The organism is Microvirga guangxiensis (genome assembly GCF_900102135.1).
Classification (GTDB): Bacteria; Pseudomonadota; Alphaproteobacteria; order Rhizobiales; family Beijerinckiaceae; genus Microvirga; species Microvirga guangxiensis.
Genome location: NZ_FMVJ01000012.1, coordinates 30,542 through 49,894, shown reverse-complemented (window position 1 = coordinate 49,894; position 19,353 = coordinate 30,542). Strand labels below are relative to the sequence as shown.

At 61.4% G+C, this 19,353-nt stretch carries 16 protein-coding genes and 1 tRNA gene; 10 read left to right on the top strand and 7 right to left on the bottom strand.

The window, feature by feature from the left end; all coding sequences use genetic code 11:
- Positions 1-219 precede the first annotated feature (219 nt).
- Together BLP10_RS18075 and BLP10_RS18070 are read left to right on the top strand one after the other, a co-directional pair.
- Positions 220-5,196 (top strand): cadherin domain-containing protein, encoded by a 4,977-nt coding sequence (locus BLP10_RS18075; RefSeq protein ID WP_091137774.1) that lies wholly within the window; start codon positions 220-222, stop codon positions 5,194-5,196.
- A gap of 124 nt (positions 5,197-5,320) precedes the next feature.
- A complete protein-coding gene (locus tag BLP10_RS18070) occupies positions 5,321-5,818 on the top strand; it encodes a GAF domain-containing protein (protein ID WP_091137772.1) in 498 nt (165 codons plus the stop codon).
- A 5-nt stretch (positions 5,819-5,823) separates the two neighbouring features.
- Here the strand turns inward: BLP10_RS18070 and BLP10_RS18065 are convergent, their stop codons facing one another.
- The 3 genes from BLP10_RS18065 to hemA all read right to left on the bottom strand — a co-directional run bounded on the left by BLP10_RS18065 (position 5,824) and on the right by hemA (position 8,993).
- Positions 5,824-7,239 carry a M10 family metallopeptidase gene (locus BLP10_RS18065; RefSeq protein WP_091137770.1) on the bottom strand — a complete coding sequence of 472 codons (1,416 nt, stop codon included), beginning with the start codon at positions 7,237-7,239 and terminating at the stop codon, positions 5,824-5,826.
- 387 nt (positions 7,240-7,626) lie between these two features.
- Positions 7,627-7,701, bottom strand: a tRNA-Thr gene (locus BLP10_RS18060).
- 65 nt (positions 7,702-7,766) lie between these two features.
- The gene (gene hemA, locus BLP10_RS18055; RefSeq protein WP_091137953.1) at positions 7,767-8,993 is read right to left on the bottom strand and encodes a 5-aminolevulinate synthase; all 1,227 of its coding nucleotides are present in this window, start codon (positions 8,991-8,993) and stop codon (positions 7,767-7,769) included.
- A gap of 384 nt (positions 8,994-9,377) precedes the next feature.
- Here hemA and murA point away from each other — a divergent pair, with 384 nt between their 5' ends.
- Complete coding sequence (gene murA / locus BLP10_RS18050) at positions 9,378-10,667, top strand: UDP-N-acetylglucosamine 1-carboxyvinyltransferase (protein ID WP_091137768.1); 1,290 nt, start codon at positions 9,378-9,380, stop codon at positions 10,665-10,667.
- 42 nt (positions 10,668-10,709) lie between these two features.
- On the opposite strand, the gene BLP10_RS18045 is transcribed toward murA, so the two are convergent.
- Complete coding sequence (locus BLP10_RS18045; protein ID WP_091137765.1) at positions 10,710-11,078, bottom strand: hypothetical protein; 369 nt, start codon at positions 11,076-11,078, stop codon at positions 10,710-10,712.
- 129 nt (positions 11,079-11,207) lie between these two features.
- Between BLP10_RS18045 and BLP10_RS18040 the strand changes: the two genes are divergently transcribed.
- Genes BLP10_RS18040 through BLP10_RS18025 form a run of 4 tightly spaced genes read left to right on the top strand, consistent with a single transcriptional unit; the run spans position 11,208 to position 13,923 of the window.
- A complete protein-coding gene (locus tag BLP10_RS18040; protein ID WP_091137762.1) occupies positions 11,208-11,645 on the top strand; it encodes a DUF2948 family protein in 438 nt (145 codons plus the stop codon).
- Positions 11,645-12,937, top strand: coding sequence for a histidinol dehydrogenase (gene hisD, locus BLP10_RS18035; protein ID WP_091137759.1), 1,293 nt, complete (start codon positions 11,645-11,647; stop codon positions 12,935-12,937). Before BLP10_RS18040 ends, hisD begins: the two co-directional genes overlap by 1 nt.
- Positions 12,938-12,954: 17 nt before the next feature.
- On the top strand, positions 12,955-13,440 hold the full coding sequence (locus BLP10_RS18030) for a UPF0262 family protein (RefSeq protein ID WP_091137756.1): 486 nt from the start codon (positions 12,955-12,957) through the stop codon (positions 13,438-13,440).
- A gap of 3 nt (positions 13,441-13,443) precedes the next feature.
- Positions 13,444-13,923, top strand: coding sequence for an arsenate-mycothiol transferase ArsC (locus BLP10_RS18025; RefSeq protein WP_280141118.1), 480 nt, complete (start codon positions 13,444-13,446; stop codon positions 13,921-13,923).
- Here BLP10_RS18025 and BLP10_RS18020 read toward each other — a convergent pair.
- From BLP10_RS18020 to BLP10_RS18010, 3 genes are read right to left on the bottom strand one after another with little or no spacing between them, the layout of a single operon-like run.
- A complete protein-coding gene (locus BLP10_RS18020; protein WP_091137754.1) occupies positions 13,888-14,202 on the bottom strand; it encodes an AzlD family protein in 315 nt (104 codons plus the stop codon). The two genes, BLP10_RS18025 and BLP10_RS18020, sit on opposite strands and share 36 nt — an antisense overlap.
- Positions 14,199-14,909, bottom strand: a complete 711-nt coding sequence (locus BLP10_RS18015; protein ID WP_244510660.1) for an AzlC family ABC transporter permease — start codon at positions 14,907-14,909, stop codon at positions 14,199-14,201. Before BLP10_RS18015 ends, BLP10_RS18020 begins: the two co-directional genes overlap by 4 nt.
- Positions 14,910-14,969: 60 nt before the next feature.
- The gene (locus BLP10_RS18010; protein WP_091137751.1) at positions 14,970-15,638 is read right to left on the bottom strand and encodes a TerC family protein; all 669 of its coding nucleotides are present in this window, start codon (positions 15,636-15,638) and stop codon (positions 14,970-14,972) included.
- A gap of 448 nt (positions 15,639-16,086) precedes the next feature.
- On the opposite strand from BLP10_RS18010, the gene BLP10_RS18005 reads away from it, so the two are divergent.
- The 3 genes from BLP10_RS18005 (at position 16,087) to BLP10_RS17995 (ending at position 19,293) form a co-directional block, all read left to right on the top strand.
- Positions 16,087-16,755 carry a tripartite tricarboxylate transporter TctB family protein gene (locus BLP10_RS18005; RefSeq protein ID WP_091137749.1) on the top strand — a complete coding sequence of 223 codons (669 nt, stop codon included), beginning with the start codon at positions 16,087-16,089 and terminating at the stop codon, positions 16,753-16,755.
- Complete coding sequence (locus tag BLP10_RS18000) at positions 16,755-18,257, top strand: tripartite tricarboxylate transporter permease (RefSeq protein WP_091137747.1); 1,503 nt, start codon at positions 16,755-16,757, stop codon at positions 18,255-18,257. The genes BLP10_RS18005 and BLP10_RS18000 overlap by 1 nt, the downstream gene beginning before the upstream one ends.
- A 61-nt stretch (positions 18,258-18,318) precedes the next feature.
- Entirely contained in the window at positions 18,319-19,293 is a 975-nt protein-coding gene (locus tag BLP10_RS17995) for a tripartite tricarboxylate transporter substrate-binding protein (RefSeq protein WP_091137744.1), read from the top strand.
- Positions 19,294-19,353 lie beyond the last annotated feature (60 nt).

Genomic DNA, 19,353 nt, shown 5'->3' with positions numbered 1-19,353 from the left:
AAAAACTTTGCAATTATGCACATATAAGGCAGCCTGAGCTGAGCTCAACCATTCTTTTATATGCCTTATTTCGATTCTATTTATGCATGGATGCACGAAATTCATTATTAGCAGCGACTTGAACGACGGAAAGTCTTGCCCCTGGGAACAAGACAATTCACGATAAAGATACGTTATAATATGCGATCAATCGCATTAGTGAATTGAGGGGTCTTATCCATGTCAAATCTCGTTCTTTGGGGTCCTGAGCGCATTCTGAATAAGCCTAATGGCTATTTCTATGGAGAGGAGCGCATCCAGGTTCAGAGTTACAGCGATGGAAGCTTTGTCGCAGTCTGGCAGTCAAATGGCTCAGACCGGGATGGGGCCGGCAACAGCAGTGCGATCATCGGGCGCGTGTTCAATGCTGACGGGACGCCAAGATCGGAAGAATTTATCGTCAATTCTACAGTTGCAGGACAGCAGAGCCGCCCTGTGTTGACCATCCTGAAGGATGGGCGGTTTGCCGTTGCGTGGGAAGACCAAAGCCGAACGGATGGAGAAACCGACCGGGGAATTCGTGCTCGCATCTTCAACAAGGATGGCACGCCTCATGACAAGGATGGCGATGGAGTCGGAGACCCTGATTTTCTCGTCAATACGGTCAAGACGAATGAACAAATCAACCCCAGCATCACTGCTCTGTCTGATGGCGGATTTGTCATTGCCTATGAATCTAATTTCGGCGGCACAAATGTTGTCCAGCTTCAGGCTTATGATGCTTTTGGTGAGAAGGTAGGCGGCGAGATCCTGGCCAACGCATCGTCATCAATCCCTTACAGGGTGCCCGTTGTGCAGGGCCTGAGCGGAAATCGTTTCGTCGTTCTTTCGACCGGTCCGGGTGTTGGCGATGATATAGGTTCTATGGGAACCATCCGAGGCCGTATCATGACGCCGGGTAGCGCGGACGGTGGAAGCGAGTTTATCGTTCCAAGCTCTCGTGGAACTAAGATGGACGTTGCCGTTACAGAATTGTCGGACGGAAAGTTCATCGTGGCTTGGACACATTATCCAGGAGACGGTGGCAATGGTGCATCGGATGGATCTGGAACAAGTGTCAAGGCTCAGATCTTCAATGCCGACGGCACCATGTATCGCGGCGAGTTTATCGTCAACGATCCCGTATCTAACGATCAGAAGCTGCCGTCTATCACAGCCCTTCCCGGAGGGGGATTTGCCATTGCTTACATCGATGTCAGCACCGGGGGAAACCTCATCCGCGTGGCGATATTCGATAAGGAAGGAGGGCGCTCCCAGGAAGAGATCGTCGTTGGGCCACCTCCCGGAGTTACGGTTAGCACAAAAGCTGTTCTGACCACCCTGGCCGATGGCCGCATTCTCGTCGCTTGGGATGATATCGGCACTACACGAGTGGACGATCAGAGATCTGTTCGCGGTCAGATCATCGACCCGCGCTCCGCTGCGGTCAATCTTGCTGGGACCGCCGGTAGCGATGAATTCTACGGTACTGTCTACAACGACATGCTGGGCGGCGGCGAGGGAGCCGACAATCTGACGGGCGATCTCGGCAGCGATACCTTGATGGGCGGCAAGGGAGCCGATGTGCTCAATGGCGGCCGCTCAGGTGTCGCGGCGGGAGCGGACGGAGTTGATTTTGCTTCCTACGCCAATGCTGAGACGGGCGTCACTGCAAGCCTGCTCGCGAACGGCAGCAATACGGGCGATGCCGCCGGCGACATCTACATCTCTATCGAGGGTCTGATCGGCTCAGCGCATGCCGATCGCTTGTCGGGCGACAACAATGCCAACACGCTCATGGGCGGCGGTGGCAACGACGTCATGTTCGGCAATGACGGCGCTGACCTGCTGGAAGGCGGCGAGGGTGACGACGAGCTCGACGGCGGAGCAGGCGCCGATATCCTCAAGGGCGGGGCGGGGAACGACACTTACCATGTCGACAACGCTTCCGACAAAGTCGAGGAAGCCTCCGGAGAGGGCGAGGATACGGTCATCGCATCCGTCAGCTACGCGCTGAATGCGGAAGCCGAGATCGAAGTGCTGCGCGCCCAGGCTGGCACAGCCAATATCAATCTGACCGGTAGCGGCATCGGCAACAAGATTTATGGAAATGATGGCGCCAACGAGCTGAATGGCGGCGCAGGTGCCGACACGCTCGAAGGCGGCCTCGGCGACGATGTTTACGTCCTGGATAATGCCGGGGATATCGTGACCGAGGGTTCCGGCGAACTCTCCGGGTATGACACGGTGGTGATCGCGAGCAATTTCGCGGGCGGAACGTATCGTGTGGCCGATTATGCCAATATCGAGGCTCTCAGGGCTCTCGACGGCGCCGGGAAGGTCGACCTCATCGGCAGCGATATCGCCAACAAGCTCACCGGCAATGCCTTCGACAATGTGCTGGAAGGCCGTGGTGGCAACGATGAGATCGACGGCGGAGGCGGCGTGAACACAGCCGTGTTCACCGGCGCCAAAGCCGACTACACAATCACCAGAAATACCGGCAACGGCACCTATACCGTTACCGTTGCCGATAATGTCCAAGGCCGGGACGGGACGGATCTCCTCAAGAACATCAGGTTCCTTCAGTTCAGCGACGGGATCCTCGATCTTGAACAGGCAGTACCTGCTTTGTCGATCTCACCGACGGATGCGGCCAAGTCGGAAGGACACGAGGGAACCACGGATTACGTTTTCACCGTCACACGCGACACCACCAGCGGCAGGTCAACGGTCGACTGGACCCTGAGCGGGCTTGGCGGATTGGGTGCGGCGTCTCTCGACGATTTCGACGGTCCGACCAGCGGCAGCTTGACGTTTGAGGATGGTCAGAGAGAAAAAACCATCATCGTGAAGGTCAAAGGCGACAAGATTGTCGAGGGGGAGGAGACCTTCAACGTCAACCTGTCCAACGGCGGGAATGCCACGATTACCACAGGCACCGCGAAGGGCGTCATCATCAACGACGACGCAGTTCCGATGCTGTCGATCTCCGCCACCGATGCCGCCAAAGTCGAGGGAGATACGGGCTACACGGAGTTTACCTTCACGATTTCACGCAGCAGCGGCGAGGCTGCCTCCAGCGTGAGGTGGACGGTCGTCGGCACGGGCGACAATCCGGCCTCGCTCGCTGAATTCGATGTGCTGACGGATGTCGTCTCCTTTGCGAAGGACGAGACGACCAAGACGATCAGGATCCGCGTGAAGGCTGACAAGGAAATCGAGGGCGACGAGACGTTCTCCGTCGTCCTGTCCGATCCAACCGACGCAACCATCGGCGTCGGCGTCGGCAGCGCAACCGGCACCATTATCGATGACGATGTGCTCAATCTTGCTCCGACCAATATTCGCTTGGCTACGGGTGAGGCGACCGCTTCCGAAAGCATGAACCCGGGGCAAGTCGTTGCCCGTGTGATGGCTGACGATGACGGGCTCGACGCCGATCTTCGCTACTCCATTGCCGAAAACCCTTATTTCGTCATCGACGAGAAGTCAGGCGATATTACAGTCAAGAGTGGAATGCGCCTCAATTATGAGAATGGGAATGACGGCGCTTATACCGTGACTGTAACGGTCCGTGACCTCAAGGGCGCAGGCTTGGCTGCGACCCGCAGCATCGTCATCAATATCGACGACGTGGACGAGGCAGCGACCGGCATCAATTTCACGGGCGCGCAGGTCGTAAAGGCGAACGCGACTTTGAAGGGCGCAAATGTTGTACTGGCGACGGCCGATGATCCAGATACGAAACAGGAGTATAGGGATAATTTGTACCGGTTTGCCAACGGCTCAACCACAGACGGCATCTTCACCATCGACGCCGTCACCGGACAGATCACGACGAACCGCGCAGTCACATCGGCGGATGTGGGTGATCATCTGATCACGGTCGTGACTTACGATGGTCTGGGCCGTAATAAGGCAACCTCCCACACGGTCACCGTCGTGGCTGCGGACAACCAGGTTCCGACGATCACCGAAGTGGTGGCCGCGGGCAAGGGCGAGGCTGACGCAGGCGCCTTCGTGATCTACGAAAACGAGGGTGCAGGCGCTGTGGCCGACGTGAACGCCTCCGACAACGACGGCGACACGCTGACCTACCAGTTGATCAACATGGCGGGCCTTCCGGCCGGCGTGTTCTCGATCGACGCCAACACCGGCGTTATCTCGATGACCGATCCGGCCGCGCTCAACCTGAACGCCGACACGGACTACGTGCTCACCGTGCAGGTGTCGGACAACAAGGGCGGTGTGGTCACTCAGGACGTCACCATCCGCGTCAAGAACGCGGTTGCTCCGCCCAACGCGGCGCCGACGGGTCTGTCGCTGAGCAACGCCTTCGTGCTGGAGTATACGGCTCCGGGTACGGAGATCGGCACGCTCTCGGCCGTGGACGGCAACGGTGACCCGCTCACCTACACCCTCCTCGACAATGCCGGCGGCCGCTTCGCCATCGTGGGCAACAAGCTCATGCTGGCGGGATCGGGCGTCAACTTCGAGGAAGCCAAGTCGCACCAGATCAAGGTCCAGGTCAGCGATGGCAAGGGCGGTGTTCTCGAGCAGGTCTTCACGGTCAATGTCGGCGACGAGACCAGCCTGAGGCTGAACGGCACGAGCAAGAACAACAAGCTCAACGGCGGCGCGCAGGACGACGTCCTGAACGGCAAGAAGGGCAACGACACGGTCAAGGGCTTGGCTGGCGACGACCTGCTCTACGGCGATGCCGGCAACGACAAGCTCTATGGCGGGCTCGGCCTTGACACGCTCTCGGGCGGCAAGGGCAACGACAAGCTGTACGGCGAGGACGGCAACGACGTGCTCAACGGCAACGAGGGCCACGATCAGCTGTGGGGCGGGGCCGGGGCCGACGTGTTCGTGTTCGACAAGAAGACGAGCAAGGCCAGCAACTTCGACCAGATCAAGGACTTCCGGTCCGGCGAGGACAAGATTTACCTCGACAACAAGATCTTCAAGAAGCTTGGCACGACGGGCACGTTCGACGCGCCGGTTCAGCTGGATGCGTCGATGTTCAAGACCGGCAAGGCCCGGGACAAGAACGACTTCCTGGTCTACAAGAAGGGCATCCTGTACTACGACGCCAACGGCTCGAAGGCCGGCGGCGAGGTGGAGATCGTGAAGGTCAAGGGCCTCAAAGCAACCGACATCTTCATCATCTAAGACCGGCTTCCGATGCGTGAAAGGGGCTCCCATCCGGGAGCCCCTTTTGCTTGGCGCACGGAACCGGACACGATCCTTGAGCCTTGGGCTGGACAAGCAGCGATACGGCTCATAAGTCAGCCCCATGTTCGAAGCTCAGACCATCCCGACTTCCGCCAACAAGCGCGATCTCTATGACGCGCTTGCCCAGCAGCTTGCCGCCCTCCTGGAGGGCGAGCCTGATGCGATTGCCAATGCGGCCAACATGTCCGCCTTGATCTATCAGCTCCTGCCGGATCTGAACTGGGCCGGATTTTATTTCATGCGTGGGCCCGAGCTGGTTCTGGGGCCGTTTCAGGGCAAGGTCGCCTGCGTGCGCATCCCGGTGGGGCGTGGCGTCTGCGGAACAGCCGTCGAGCGCAAGACCTCCGTAGTCGTACCGGATGTCCATGCTTTCCCGGGGCACATCGCCTGCGACAGCGCATCCCGCTCCGAACTGGTCGTGCCGCTCATCAAGGACGGACGCGTGCTGGGCGTACTCGATCTCGACAGCCCGCACCCGAACCGGTTCGATGAGGAGGACCGGGAGGGATGCGAGCGCCTTGTCGAGATCTATCTCAAAGCATCCGAACTGAACGGATAGCCGCTTCAGAGATAGAAGTCGCTTTTGGAAAGCATGGTCAGGCGAGCCACATTCACCTGCATGTCAGCGATCGCGTCGCCATTCACATCGGCCGACAGCAGGCCGTCGGAGAACCTCAGCTCTCCTGCCGCTCCCTTGAAGGCAGCCCTGCCGATGAAGGTGAACGCCTGATTGCCAGCGACATTCGTATTCGCGTCGATGCTGCGTAGATCGATAATATCGACGCCGCGCTCGAAGTCCTTGATCGTATCTCGTGCCGAACTGAGCGAATCGCTGACGGCGCGGAAGCGGAAAATGTCGGCTCCGCTGCCGCCGTAGAGCCTGTCGGCGCCAGAGTCGCCATAGAGCGTATCATTGCCCGAACCACCGACCAGCACGTCGTCGCCGCTGCGGCCGACGAGCCTGTCGTTGCCCGCGTTCCCCCTGAGCGTATTCGCTCCCTGGTTGCCGGTGATCGTGTCGTTGCCGGAGCCGCCCAGCGCCTTCTCGATCAGGGAACGAGTGTCGTTCTCATAAAGGAACGCGTTGGCGATATTGCCCGCGGCGAGCTTCTTCCCGCCCGCATCGAGCTTGGCGAGCTGGGAGCGCGATGTGAGTGTCCACGATCCGGGGTTCAAATTGATCTTGAGATCGGTGGTGTATTGCCGGAAATCATAGGTGTCGATCCCGCCGCCGTCCCAGAGCGTCTGGAAGATCCGGTTGTCTCCGGCAACACTCACCGCAGACCCGTTGACATAGGCACGGCCCGTCGGCGTCCAGGCATAGACCGTGTTGCCGCTGTTGGTGCCATAATTCGCGCCATAGAGGTGTTGCAGCGCCGCGATGTCGTACATCATCAGCGATTGCGAATAGCCCCATGTCTCGTTCGTGTAGCCCGATGACATCGATGCTCCCACATGGGAGCGGTAGCTCATGATCGTGTATTCCATGGAGTCGCGATTGCGGGGCATCGCGGTTCCTTCGTGCGGGTGCTCGAGGCCGAGCGCATGACCGATCTCGTGAGCGATCGTCAGGTAAGCGTAGTTGCCTTTGCGCGGAGCGTCGTAGGTTCGACTCGTATTGTTCACCCAGACATCGCCACCCGTATCATTGTCGTTCGGATAATAGGCCCATGCCGTCCACGGAGAGTTCGAGCGCGCAAACCGGATGTCCGCGTGCTGAGATGCCGTCTCGGTGATTTCGTGGAACGTCAGGTTGGCAACGGAGGCGTAGAGCTTGAGCGCCGTCCGCGCCGCGCCCTGTTGGGCACTCAGGAATGTGCCGAACGCGTTCGACGGCTCTGAGGAGCCATAAGACACGCCGTAATGAGCGGATGAGGTTGGAAAGCTGTAGGTCAGGCTGCTTGTGGCCCATTTCGTGCCGGCGAGCAGAGAACTGACATAGATGTTGCTGGGTCTAAGAGCGGGGAGGGTGGAGGACATGATGACATCAATGAAAAGTGCGCCCGCGGGTTGAGCGCGGCGCAGGAAACGGAAATGTTAGAAAACTCGCTTCAACCGGCTGAAAAGCGCGCCGGTCGAAAGTGCATAGGCCCAACGTGAGCCATGTCTTCGCGTATTAGGAAAGCGATGAGAAAAACATTATGCCTGCCCCATTTTGAAACACGCCCGACTTGCTTTGCTTTTTGTTCGGGCGTGAGAACTTTAACCTAGTTTCAGGAGACGCAACAGCGATCCGGCCCTGGTCTTGAGCTTGAAGGACAACATGACGCAGGGAAGAGGGGCAAGTGCGAACGGCGTCTCCCTCCCCCGAGGGGGCAGGGCTATCCGTTTTCAATGTCAGAATGAGATCTTCGTTGAGAAGGTCGATGGTGCTGCCAGAGAGGATCGAACTCTCGACCTCTCCCTTACCAAGGGAGTGCTCTACCACTGAGCTACGGCAGCCCGCCAACGAAGAGGGCCGCTTACTGCCACAGCGCGGCCCACTGCGCAAGATTGAAATCGATCTTTTATGCAACAGCCTGTGCGTTTGCCTCCAAGGGCAGGCCCAGAGCGGTCCAAACTTCCACAAGAGCGGCACCCAAAGCATTGATATGGGCATCGGTATGGAGGGGACCGGGAGTGATGCGCAGGCGCTCCGTGCCGCGGGGCACGGTGGGGTAGTTGATCGGCTGGATATAGATTCCGTGCTTCTCCAGCAGGCGGTCGGAGGCAGCCTTGCAGGCTTCCGCATCGCACACCATGACCGGCACGATATGGGTCGCCGTGTCCATGACAGGCAGGCCGAGGCCGGTCAGAACCTGCTTGGTGCGGGCCACTTGGCGTTGCTGCATCTCACGCTCCTTGGAAGAGCCTTTGAGATGACGAATCGAGGCCGTGGCAGCCGCCGCCACCGCCGGGGGGAGGGCAGTGGTGAAAATGAAGCCCGGGGCGAAGCTGCGGATCGCGTCCATCACGGCCTTGGTGCCGGTGAGATAGCCGCCCATGACGCCGAAGGCCTTGGCGAGCGTGCCCTCGATGATGTCGAGCCGATGCATGGCGGCGTCACGCTCGGCGATGCCGGCGCCGCGGGGGCCGTACATGCCCACCGCATGGACCTCGTCGATATAGGTCATGGCGTTGTAGCGCTCGGCCAGGTCGCAGATGGCATGGATCGGCGAGACGTCCCCGTCCATGGAATAGACGCTCTCGAACACGATGAGCTTGGGCCGGTCTCCGGCAGCCTGGAGCAGCTCTTCCAGATGCTCCAGGTCGTTGTGGCGGAAGATCGCCTTGTCGCAGCCCGACTGGCGTACGCCCTCGATCATGGAATTGTGGTTGAGGGCATCCGACAGGATCAGGCAGTTGGGAATGAGCTTCGCCAGGGTCGAGATGCCGGTCTGATTCGACACGTAGCCCGAGGTGAAGACGAGGGCCGCTTCCTTGCCGTGCAAGTCGGCGAGCTCGGCCTCCAGCTCCACGATAGGGTGGCTGGTGCCGGAGATGTTGCGGGTTCCGCCGGCGCCGGTGCCGAGCCGCCAGGCGGTTTCGACCATGGCGCGGGTCACGTCCCGGCTCTGGCCCATGCCGAGATAATCGTTCGAGCACCAGACCGTGATGGGCCTTGGGCCCTCGGGGCTATGCCAGATGGCCTGGGGAAACTGACCTGCCTTGCGTTCGATATCCGCAAAAACACGGTAACGGCGTTCCGCCTGGAGACGGTCGAGGGCTGACGTAAAGAAACTCTGATAATCCATCATCTCACCGGGTGGGCAATGCTATGCCCGGGGATTATTCTGACATTATGCCAGATGGCATTGATCCCGGTCAAAGCCGGGATACGGATATTGCGGTTGAGGCCCGCTTGCGAAGCCTTTATTGGAAAAGGCGACGATGGGTCGCGTGAACCATGACTGACGTAAAATCGCAAGACCAAGCCGAGCGGCTTAAGGCGGCTTTAAAGGAAAACCTGAGAAAACGTAAGGCTCAGGCACGTGGGCGACAGCAGGCCGCCAAGGCTTCTGGAAACCAAGCGGACAGCTTGGGCGTTTCGGCTGAGCGCGACAAGCCGTCCGACTAGCTTATAATGGTCACGGCGCGCATAGCTTAGAGCTCGCACAAGATTAGGGGAATAGAGTTACATGGATCGCATTCGCATCCGGGGCGGCGCGCCTCTCAATGGGTTGATCCCGATTTCCGGCGCCAAGAATGCGGCCCTCCCTCTGATGATCGCGAGCCTCCTCACGGAGGAAACGCTCGAACTCGGCAATGTGCCGCGGCTTGCAGACATTTCCTCGCTCCTGCGGATCATGAGCAATTTCGGCGTGGACCATTCCATCGCCGGCCGGCGGCCGGGCCAGTCCTCAGAGACGGGACAGACGATCCGCCTCTCGGCCAAGAACATCATCGACACCTGCGCGCCCTATGAGCTGGTCTCCACCATGCGCGCCAGCTTCTGGGTCATCGCTCCCTTGGTGGCCCGCTTCGGCCACGCCAAGGTCTCCATGCCTGGCGGCTGCGCCATCGGCACGCGTCCGGTGGACCTGCTCATCATGGCGCTCGCCAAGCTGGGCGCTGCCATCGAGATCGAGGGCGGGTATGTGGTCGCCACCGCCCCCAAGGGGCTGCAAGGCGCTGAGATCGACTTCGGGAAGGTGACTGTCGGCGGCACCCATGTGGCGCTCATGGCGGCGACGCTCGCCAAGGGCACCACGGTGATCCGCAATGCCGCCCGCGAGCCCGAGGTGGTGGATCTGGCCGAATGCCTCATCAAGATGGGCGCCAAGATCACCGGCCACGGCACCTCGGAGATCGTGGTGGAGGGCGTCTCCAGCCTCAACGGCGCTTCCCATGACGTGATGCCCGACCGGATCGAAACCGGCACCTATGCCATGGCGGTCGCCATGGCGGGCGGCGATCTGGTGCTGGAGAACACCCGTCCCGATTATCTCCAGGCGGCCCTCGACGTGCTGGGCCAGGCTGGAGCCGAAGTCTCCTCGACCCATAGCGGCATCCGCATCCGCCGCAACGGCAACGGGATCCAGCCCGTAGACATCACGACCGATCCGTTCCCTGGCTTCCCGACCGATTTGCAGGCCCAGTTCATGGCCCTCATGACCCGCGCCAACGGCACGTCCCGCATCCGCGAGACGATCTTCGAGAACCGCTTCATGCACGTTCAGGAGCTGGCCCGCCTCGGCGCCCAGATCCGCCTCGACGGCGACAGCGCCTTTGTGGACGGCGTCCCGACCCTCAAGGGCGCGCCCGTCATGGCCACCGACCTTCGCGCTTCGGTCTCGCTGGTGATCGCCGGTCTCGTGGCCGAGGGCGAAACCACTATCAACCGCGTCTATCATCTGGATCGAGGCTTCGAGGCGCTGGAAGCCAAGCTCGCCCGCTGCGGAGCGGAGATCGAGCGCCTGCGGGGATAACAACCAAAACAAAAGCGGAGGCCTGGGCCTCCGCTTTTTGTATCATCGCTGGATATTGCCGCGTTTGGGGCCAAATCCCGGAATGTCGCAACTGCACCGGGTTCCCGGCCGGAGGGACTGCGGATATTCGCAGCTGCCCCGCGACGTCACGCAGACGCTGCCGAAGCGTTCAGCCTGACGATACCCCCCACGCCGCGGCTGGGCATAATACCGGTCCTCGCGCCACCCGTTGTCGCGCCGGGAACGATAGTTGTAGCTCGGGCGCTCCTCGTAATAGTCATAGCGCGGGGTCCGCTGTATCCGCTCCTCCCAGGCGTCACCCTGTCCGCGGGTGTCGTCATAATAATATTGAGCCGAGGCTGGCGCTGCGAGGGTCATGGCCGCCAGGGCCGCGAGCAGAAGATGTTTCATTCGGCGTCTCCTTGGTGATGATTTCGACCATAGTGATAGCTGAAAGCTGAACCCGTGCTGACCGGAAAGGTTGCGGGACGAAGCGGGGCTCTCTACCTAACCAATACAATTCAACATAGGTTGAGAGCCATGGACCTCCTGAGACTTGTTGCGTTCGACCCGGAAGATCTGGCCGTCATCTCGGCTCACCTGCAGGATTCGCTGCTCCAGGTGGGCGACATCGCCTATCTGCCCAAGGAGCGACGCTTCGCGATCCAGATACGCCGGTACGATTGGGAAGCGGCAACCCCTCAGCGCCGGCTGACCTGCATGCATTTCGAGCATGTGAAGGCGGTGCGCGTGCGCGGTATCGACCAGTCCAACAAGGATGCCGTTCTTAACCTTCTCGCCATTGCGTTCGACGAGAAGGATGCGCCTTCCGGCACTGCCACCTTGATCTTTGCCGATGGTGGAGCCATCCAGGTGGACCTGGAGTGCATCGAAATGCAGATGAAAGACATCGGCCCCGTCTGGGCCGCGGAAAGCCGCCCGCAGCACGAAGACCTTTCCCGGGCGGAGCGCCTGTGATGGCGCAAAGGCTCGACGCGCGGGAAGCCTCGTTCCCTTCCGCCTTCGCGGCTTTGCTCTCGGCCAAGCGCGAGGTCTCGGAGGACGTGGACCAGGCGGTGCGCGCCATCATCGAAGACGTGGTGGCGCAAGGCGATGAGGCTCTGATCGATTACACCTACCGCTTCGATGGGCTGGCGCTTCAACCCGAAACGCTGCGCATCTCGGACAAGGAGATCGATGCGGCCGAAGCCCAGTGTCCGAAAGAGGCGCTGGAAGCTCTCGCCCTCGCCAAGGAGCGCATCGAAACCTATCACCGCGCGCAGCGGCCTGAAGATTCCCTCACCACCGATGCCCTTGGCGTCACCCTCGGCTGGCGCTGGACGGCGATTGAATCCGTCGGCCTCTACGTTCCGGGCGGACGCGCGAGCTACCCGTCTTCCGTGCTCATGAATGCCGTTCCGGCGAAGGTCGCGGGCGTTCCGCGCATCGCCATGGTTGTGCCGACCCCACGCGGCGAGACCAATCCGCTCGTGCTGGCGGCGGCGCGGCTTGCTGGCGTCGACGAAGTGTTCCGCATCGGCGGCGCCCAGGCCGTTGCCGCTTTGGCCTATGGCACGCATAGCGTGAACCCCGTCGCCAAGATCGTCGGCCCTGGCAATGCCTATGTGGCCGCCGCCAAGCGCCGGGTGTTCGGGCAGGTTGGCATCGACATGATCGCCGGCCCTTCCGAGGTGCTCATCCTCGCCGATTCCCATGCCAATCCGGACTGGATCGCAGCCGATCTTCTCGCCCAGGCCGAGCACGACCCCGCCGCGCAGTCGATCCTGATCACGGACAGCGCCGCCTTGGCCGACGCCGTCGAGAAAGCAGTGGAGCGTCAGCTTCAGACCTTGCCGAAGGCTGAAATCGCAGGCGCGAGCTGGCGCGACTATGGCGCGATCATCCTCATCGACAGTCTCGAAAACGCCATTCCGCTCGTCGACCGCCTCGCGCCCGAGCATCTCGAAATCGAAGCCGAGAATGCCGAGGAGCTGGCGGGACGCGTGCGTAACGCAGGCGCCATCTTCCTGGGGAGCCACACGCCCGAGGCCATCGGCGATTATGTGGGCGGCCCCAACCATGTTCTCCCCACGGCGCGTTCGGCCCGTTTCTCTTCAGGTCTGGGGGTGCTTGACTTCATGAAGCGAACCTCGATCCTGAAATGCGATCCGGGAGCCTTGCGGGCTCTCGGTCCCGCAGCCATCGCCCTTGGGCGGTCTGAGGGATTGGAAGGGCATGCACGGTCCGTGGCGATCCGCCTGAACCTGTGAGGCTTTGCGGAGGGGGGATGTCGAGCACAGCAAAGGAGGGTCACCGTCTCGTGGCGGTCACCCTCGACGAGGCATCCATCGGCCGCGGCAATCCCGATCAGGAACATGAGCGGGCCATCGCCATCTACGACATTCTCGAGGAGAACTCCTTCTCGCTGCCGAACTACGACGGCGGCCCTTATGCCTTGCGCATCACGCTTATCGAGAAGAAGCTCTGCTTCGAGGTGTCGTCGCAGAACGGCGCGCACCTCGTTTCGCATCATCTGTCGCTGACGCCGTTTCGGAGAGTCATCCGCGATTACGAGATGATCTGCGGCAGCTATTATGAAGCCATCCGCTCCGCATCGCCCGCGCAGATCGAGGCCATCGACATGGGACGCAGAGGCCTGCACAACGAGGCCGCCGAATTGCTGCGGGAGCGTCTCGACGGAAAACTCATCGTCGATTTCGACACGGCGCGCCGCCTGTTCACGCTGATCTTCGCGCTTCATTGGAAAGGCTGACGCGTGGAGGAAACGCGCCCGAAGCGGATCCACTCGGTTCTGTTCGTCTGCGCGATGAACGCTGTTCGCTCGCCCATGGCCGAAGCGATTGCGCGTCATTACTTCGGCAAGTCGACCTATGTGCAATCGGCAGGCGTGCGCAAAAGCGATCCGGACGGGTTCATGGTGTCTACGCTCGCGGAAATCGGCATCGACGCCTCCAAGCACAAGCCGCGCACGCTGCAGGAGCTGGAGGAGTGGGAGGGGCTGAACTTCGATCTCATCATCACCCTCTCGCCGGAAGCGCACCATGCCGCCCTCGAACTGACGCGTACCATAGCGGCGGATGTGGAATATTGGCCGACGCCCGATCCAACGATCACCCAGGGCTCGCGCGAGCATGTTCTGGACGCCTACCGCAACATTCGCGACGGCCTGATGTACCGCATTCGCATGCGGCTCAGGGGCTCACAGAAAAGCCCGGATGACGGAGAGGGTGCCTAATCCTGCGGCAAGGCCGAGGAGGTCGATGCGCGTTACGGTCATCACCGCGATGGCGGCGCCGAGCGCGACGAGGGCGGGCCAGCCATTGTCGATGGCAACCGGCAGGATCGTCGCCAGAATGATTGAGCCGGGAAGCGCACGAAGCCCGCGTTCGACCCGCGGCGTTATCCGCACATGACTCATGAGAACCACGCCGGCGATGCGGCACAGGAACGTGACGAGCATCATGCCCGCAATAGCGATGGCCGCACCCCAAGGGCTCGCGATGAACTCGCTCATTCGATCAGCATTCCTGCAATGACGCCTGCGAGCGCGCCAGCGACGATGTAGCCATAACCCGGCAGCAGGGCATGCGTGATGAACGACACGAGGCCCGCCACCAGCCAGGGCAGGGCAGGGCGCGCTCCTTTCCAGAGCGGCACCAGCATGATGCTGAAGAAGATCGGCATCACGAGATCGAGGCCGAAGGTCTTGGGTTCGGGCACGAGTGCGCCCGCGAAGAAGCCGACGATCGTCGCGATCTGCCAGACGATCCAGAGAATGACGCCCGCTCCGAGAAGCACCCCGACATCGCGTCCGCCTTCGTTGTAATAGCGCGTGCCGATGAGCCAGCCCGCTTCCGTAATGAGGAAGAGATTGAGCGCATTACGGGCAATGGGTTCATTGCGCAGCCACGGCTGAAGCGTCGCGCCGAGCAGGATCATGCGGGAATTCACGACGGCGGTGACGGTGACGATGGTGAAGATGGTCGTGGGCGTCCAGACCTTCTGCCAGATTTCGAGCCCCACCATCTGGGAGGCGCCGGCATAGAGGAAGGCGCTCAGCCCGATCACTTCAGCAAGCGAGAGCCCTTTCTGGGCCGCGGCCGTGCCGAAGGCGACGGCGAACATGATGAAGCCGGGAAAAGCAGGCGCCGCGGCGCGCGCGCCGTAGCGAAAGCCTGCCATGGAAAAGAAAGGGCGGGGAGAGGAGGACATGAGCGACATGCTCTCTGCCCTCCCGCATCCCCGCCGTCAATGGTGATGAAGGTCGAGGCCCGGAGTGTTTCAGCCGGCTGCGCCGTTCAGGTATGGGTAGATCTCGTGGAAGCCCTCGTAGATCATCTTGAGCGCCACATAGAGAATGATCGCCAGGCCCAGATAGGCGATCCAGCGGTAGCGCTGGAGCAAGCGGGCGATATAGGAGGCCGCAATGCCCATGAGGGCGATGGACAGAAGCAGGCCGAAGGCGAGGATGTAAGGATGCTCGCGCGCGGCGCCCGCAACGGCGAGCACGTTGTCGAGGGACATCGATACGTCGGCGATGACGATCTGCCAGGCGGCCTGCGAGAAGGTCTTGCGCGGAGCGCCGGCAGCGATGGCGCCGTCCGCATTCAGGTCCTTGCCTTCGAGCGCCTCTTCCGCGGCCTCTTCCTCCTCGTGCGAGGTGCGCAGCTCGCGCCACATTTTCCAGCAGACCCACAGCAGCAGAATGCCGCCGGCGAGCAGCAGGCCCACAATCGCCAGAAGCTGCGTCGTGATCAGAGCGAAGATGATACGCAGAACCGTGGCTGCAAGAACGCCGAGAAGGATCGCCTTGTTGCGCTGCTCCTTGGGCAGTCCTGCGGCGGCGAGGCCGATAACGATGGCGTTGTCGCCAGCCAGCGCCAGATCGATGCCGATCACCATCAGGAAAGCGACGACTTCAGGCGGGAAGAATTGGGAGAGTTCAAACATGCGGTGCCTCGGTGTCGATTGAAGAGCAGCACATGCGATACGCTCAAGGAGACGCTTGTCCCGCATCGGCGTGGCCGGTGAACCGGCTCATGCTTGTGATGCGGGCTCATCCACCTTCTTGAATGAATCCAGGCAGCCCTGGTTCATCCAGTCCGACATCGCCGCCCAAAGTATGAGCGACCAGAGGGGCCCGGCCTGGCTATAAGGGCGATCATCTAGACAACATGGGTCGGTCGATCAAGTCATGCCGCCCATGCTTCCAATGGTACACCTGTGCCATATAAGGATTTTTGTCAGGCTTCGTTCCACAGGCGAATGCCGATGAAATCCGGGCATCTGTTGCGAAGCCTTCGGGTTTCGAAGACAAAAGCTTGATCCGCGTCCAGGCCTTGGGCACATATCGAGCAGAACAACGAGGGCGCATTAGGCGTCCGTCGGGAGGTTAATCATGCCAACTCCTCACGAAGGCTCCGGCATTTCCGGGCGCCATGGCCCGGTTCGCGCGCCGCAGGGAATTGCCGGCGGCATCCTGCTGATCGCGCTCGCAGCCCTCGCGCTTTGGCTGACGCGGGATCTCGATCAGGGCACCCTGAATTCCATGGGGCCTGCCATGCTGCCGCGCTGGCTCGCCATCGGCGTTGGTCTGTCGGGTCTTGCTTTGATTGCCTTTGCCTTCACCCGCGAAGGGGAGCCCCTGGAGCGCTGGAGCCTGCGCGGTCCCTTCTTCATCATTCTGGCGATCCTTGCCTTCGCCGTGACGATCCGGCCTTTCTCTTTCGGTGGCATCACCATCCCGGGGCTCGGCCTTCTTGTCGCCGGGCCGCTCGCCATCATCGTCGGCGGCTACGCGTCGCCTGAGGCGCGCTTCCGGGATCTTCTCATCCTGGCACTCAGCCTGACGCCTTTCTGCATGCTGCTTTTCGGCGATCTGCTGAATTTGCCGATCCCCGTCTTCCCGCAGGCACTGGCAGAACTCTTTCCCGCCGATTGGTCGCAGAAGGCGGTCATGCGCGTCACGGCGGCCGTTCTGGTCGCGGGGGCATTCGTGGTCTTCTTCACGACGAGGGGATCGCGCAAGACGACAATCGACGTGGCCGACCATAGCGGGAGAATCTGATGGGTGATCTTCTGTCCAACCTGAGCCTCGGCTTCGGCGTTGCTCTCAGCCTGCAGAATCTGTTCCTCGCTTTTCTCGGCTGCCTCGTCGGCACCCTGATCGGCGTTCTGCCAGGGGTCGGTCCGATCGCGACCATTGCGATGCTGCTGCCGATCACCTTCGGGTTTGATCCGACCGGCGCGCTCATCATGCTCGCCGGCATCTATTACGGCGCGCAGTACGGCGGCTCGACCACCGCGATCCTCGTGAACATCCCGGGCGAGGCGACCTCCGTGGTGACTGCCCTCGACGGCCATGAAATGGCACGCCAAGGCCGGGCCGGCGTGGCGCTCGGCATCGCGGCGATCGGCTCCTTCTTCGCGGGAACGGTCGCGACGCTCGTCATCGCGGCGCTCGGTGCGCCGCTCACGAAGCTCGCTTTGATCTTCGGGCCGACCGAATACTTCTCGCTGATGGTCATGGGCCTCGTCTTCGCCGTGGTCCTGGCGCGAGGCTCCATCCTCAAAGCCATCGCGATGATCCTTGTCGGCGTTCTGCTGTCCACCGTGGGGCTCGATCTGGAAACCGGCGAGGAGCGGATGACCTTCGGCCTCCCGTTCCTGTCCGACGGCATCGATTTCGCGGTTCTGGCCATGGGGATTTTCGGCATTGCCGAAATCATGCGCAATCTCGATCACACAGAGCATCGCGATGTGGTTCGCCAAGCCATCGGCCGCCTGCTGCCGAACAAGGAGGACTTCAAGCAATCGTACAAGCCGGTTATGCGCGGCACCCTTATCGGCGCCATCCTCGGCATCCTGCCCGGAAACGGCGCGGTGCTCGGACCCTTCGCCTCCTATACGCTGGAGAAGAAGATCGCGAAGGACCCGCGCCGCTTCGGCCGTGGTGCCATCGAAGGCGTAGCCGGACCTGAATCGGCCAACAATGCCGGTGCGCAGACCTCGTTCATTCCGCTGCTCACCCTCGGTATCCCGCCGAATGCGGTGATGGCTCTCATGGTTGGCGCCATGACCATCCACGGCATCATTCCCGGCCCTCAGGTCATGACCAAGAACCCGACCCTGTTCTGGGGCATGATCGCCTCCATGTGGGTGGGCAACCTGATGCTGCTCGTCATCAACCTGCCGATGATCGGGTTGTGGGTGCGCCTGCTCAAGGTGCCCTACCGCCTGCTGTTCCCGGCGATCCTCATGTTCTGCTGCATCGGCATCTACTCCATCAACTCGCTGCCGACGGACGTCATGTTCATCGCCCTGTTCGGTCTCGTGGGCTACACGCTGATCAAGTTCGGCTTCGAGCCCGCGCCCATGCTGCTCGGCTTCGTCCTGGGCAAGCTGATGGAGGAGAACCTTCGCCGCGCGCTCATTCTCTCGCGCGGGTCTCTGGAGACATTCATCGAGCGTCCGGTCAGTGCGGGTCTGCTGGCCGTTGCAGCCCTTCTGCTCATCGTCGCGCTCCTGCCCTCCATACGAAAGGGGAGGGACGAGGTGTTCACGGAGTAGCTTGCCTTCCGTGGCATGCTGCCCACAATGTAAGCCCATAACTTTCCTAGGGAGGAACTTGATGAAGAAAATCGCACTGGCTCTGGCCGCCGTCGCCGGCCTGGCCGCAACGGGCGCACAGGCTCAGAACTACCCGTCCCGTCCGATCACCATGATCGTGCCCTTCGCAGCCGGCGGACCGACGGACGTCGTGGCCCGCATCGTGAGCGACCACATGTCCCGGACGCTCGGTCAACAGATCGTGATCGAGAACGTGGCAGGCGCCGGCGGCACCACGGGCATCACCCGCGCCGCCCAGTCCCAGCCCGACGGCTACACCATCATGATGGGCCATATGGGCACGCACGGTGCCGCTCCGGCCCTCTATCCGAACCTGAAGTATGATCCGACCAAGGATTTCGCGCCTATCGGTCTCGCCGCCGGCACGCCGATCGTGATCGTAGCCAAGAAGGACTTCCCGGCCACCGACCTGAAGGGCTTCCTCGAGTACCTGAAAACCAACGGCGAGAAGGTGAACATGGCCCATGCGGGCGTGGGCTCGGTCTCGCATTCGACCGGCATCTTCTTCAACTCGGTCGTCAAGGCGAAGCCCACCATGGTGGCCTATCGCGGTACGGGCCCGGCGCTGAACGACCTGATGGCCAACACGGTCGACTTCATGACCGACCAGATCGTCAACGTGGCGCCACAGATCCAGGGCGGCAACATCAAGGCGTTCGCCATTGCGACGCCTGAGCGGTCCCCGGTTCTGCCGAACGTGCCGACGACCAAGGAAGCCGGCCTCGAAGGCTATGAGGTCAGCGCCTGGAACGCTGTCTTCGCGCCCAAGGGCACGCCCGCCGATGTGGTCAAGAAGCTCAACGACGCGCTTGTGAAGTCCCTCGACGACGAGAACACCAGAAAGCGCCTGTCGGACCTCGGCGGTGTGATCCCGACCGCTGCTGAGCGGACGCCGGAATCCCTCCAGAAGCTCGTGGAGAGCGAAGTGGCCCGCTGGACCCCGGTCTTGAAGGCCGCCGGAGCCACCGCGGAGTAAGGAACTTCGCGCTTAACCCTTTGAAACGGCGGGCTGTTTGGCCCGCCGTTGTCATTTGTG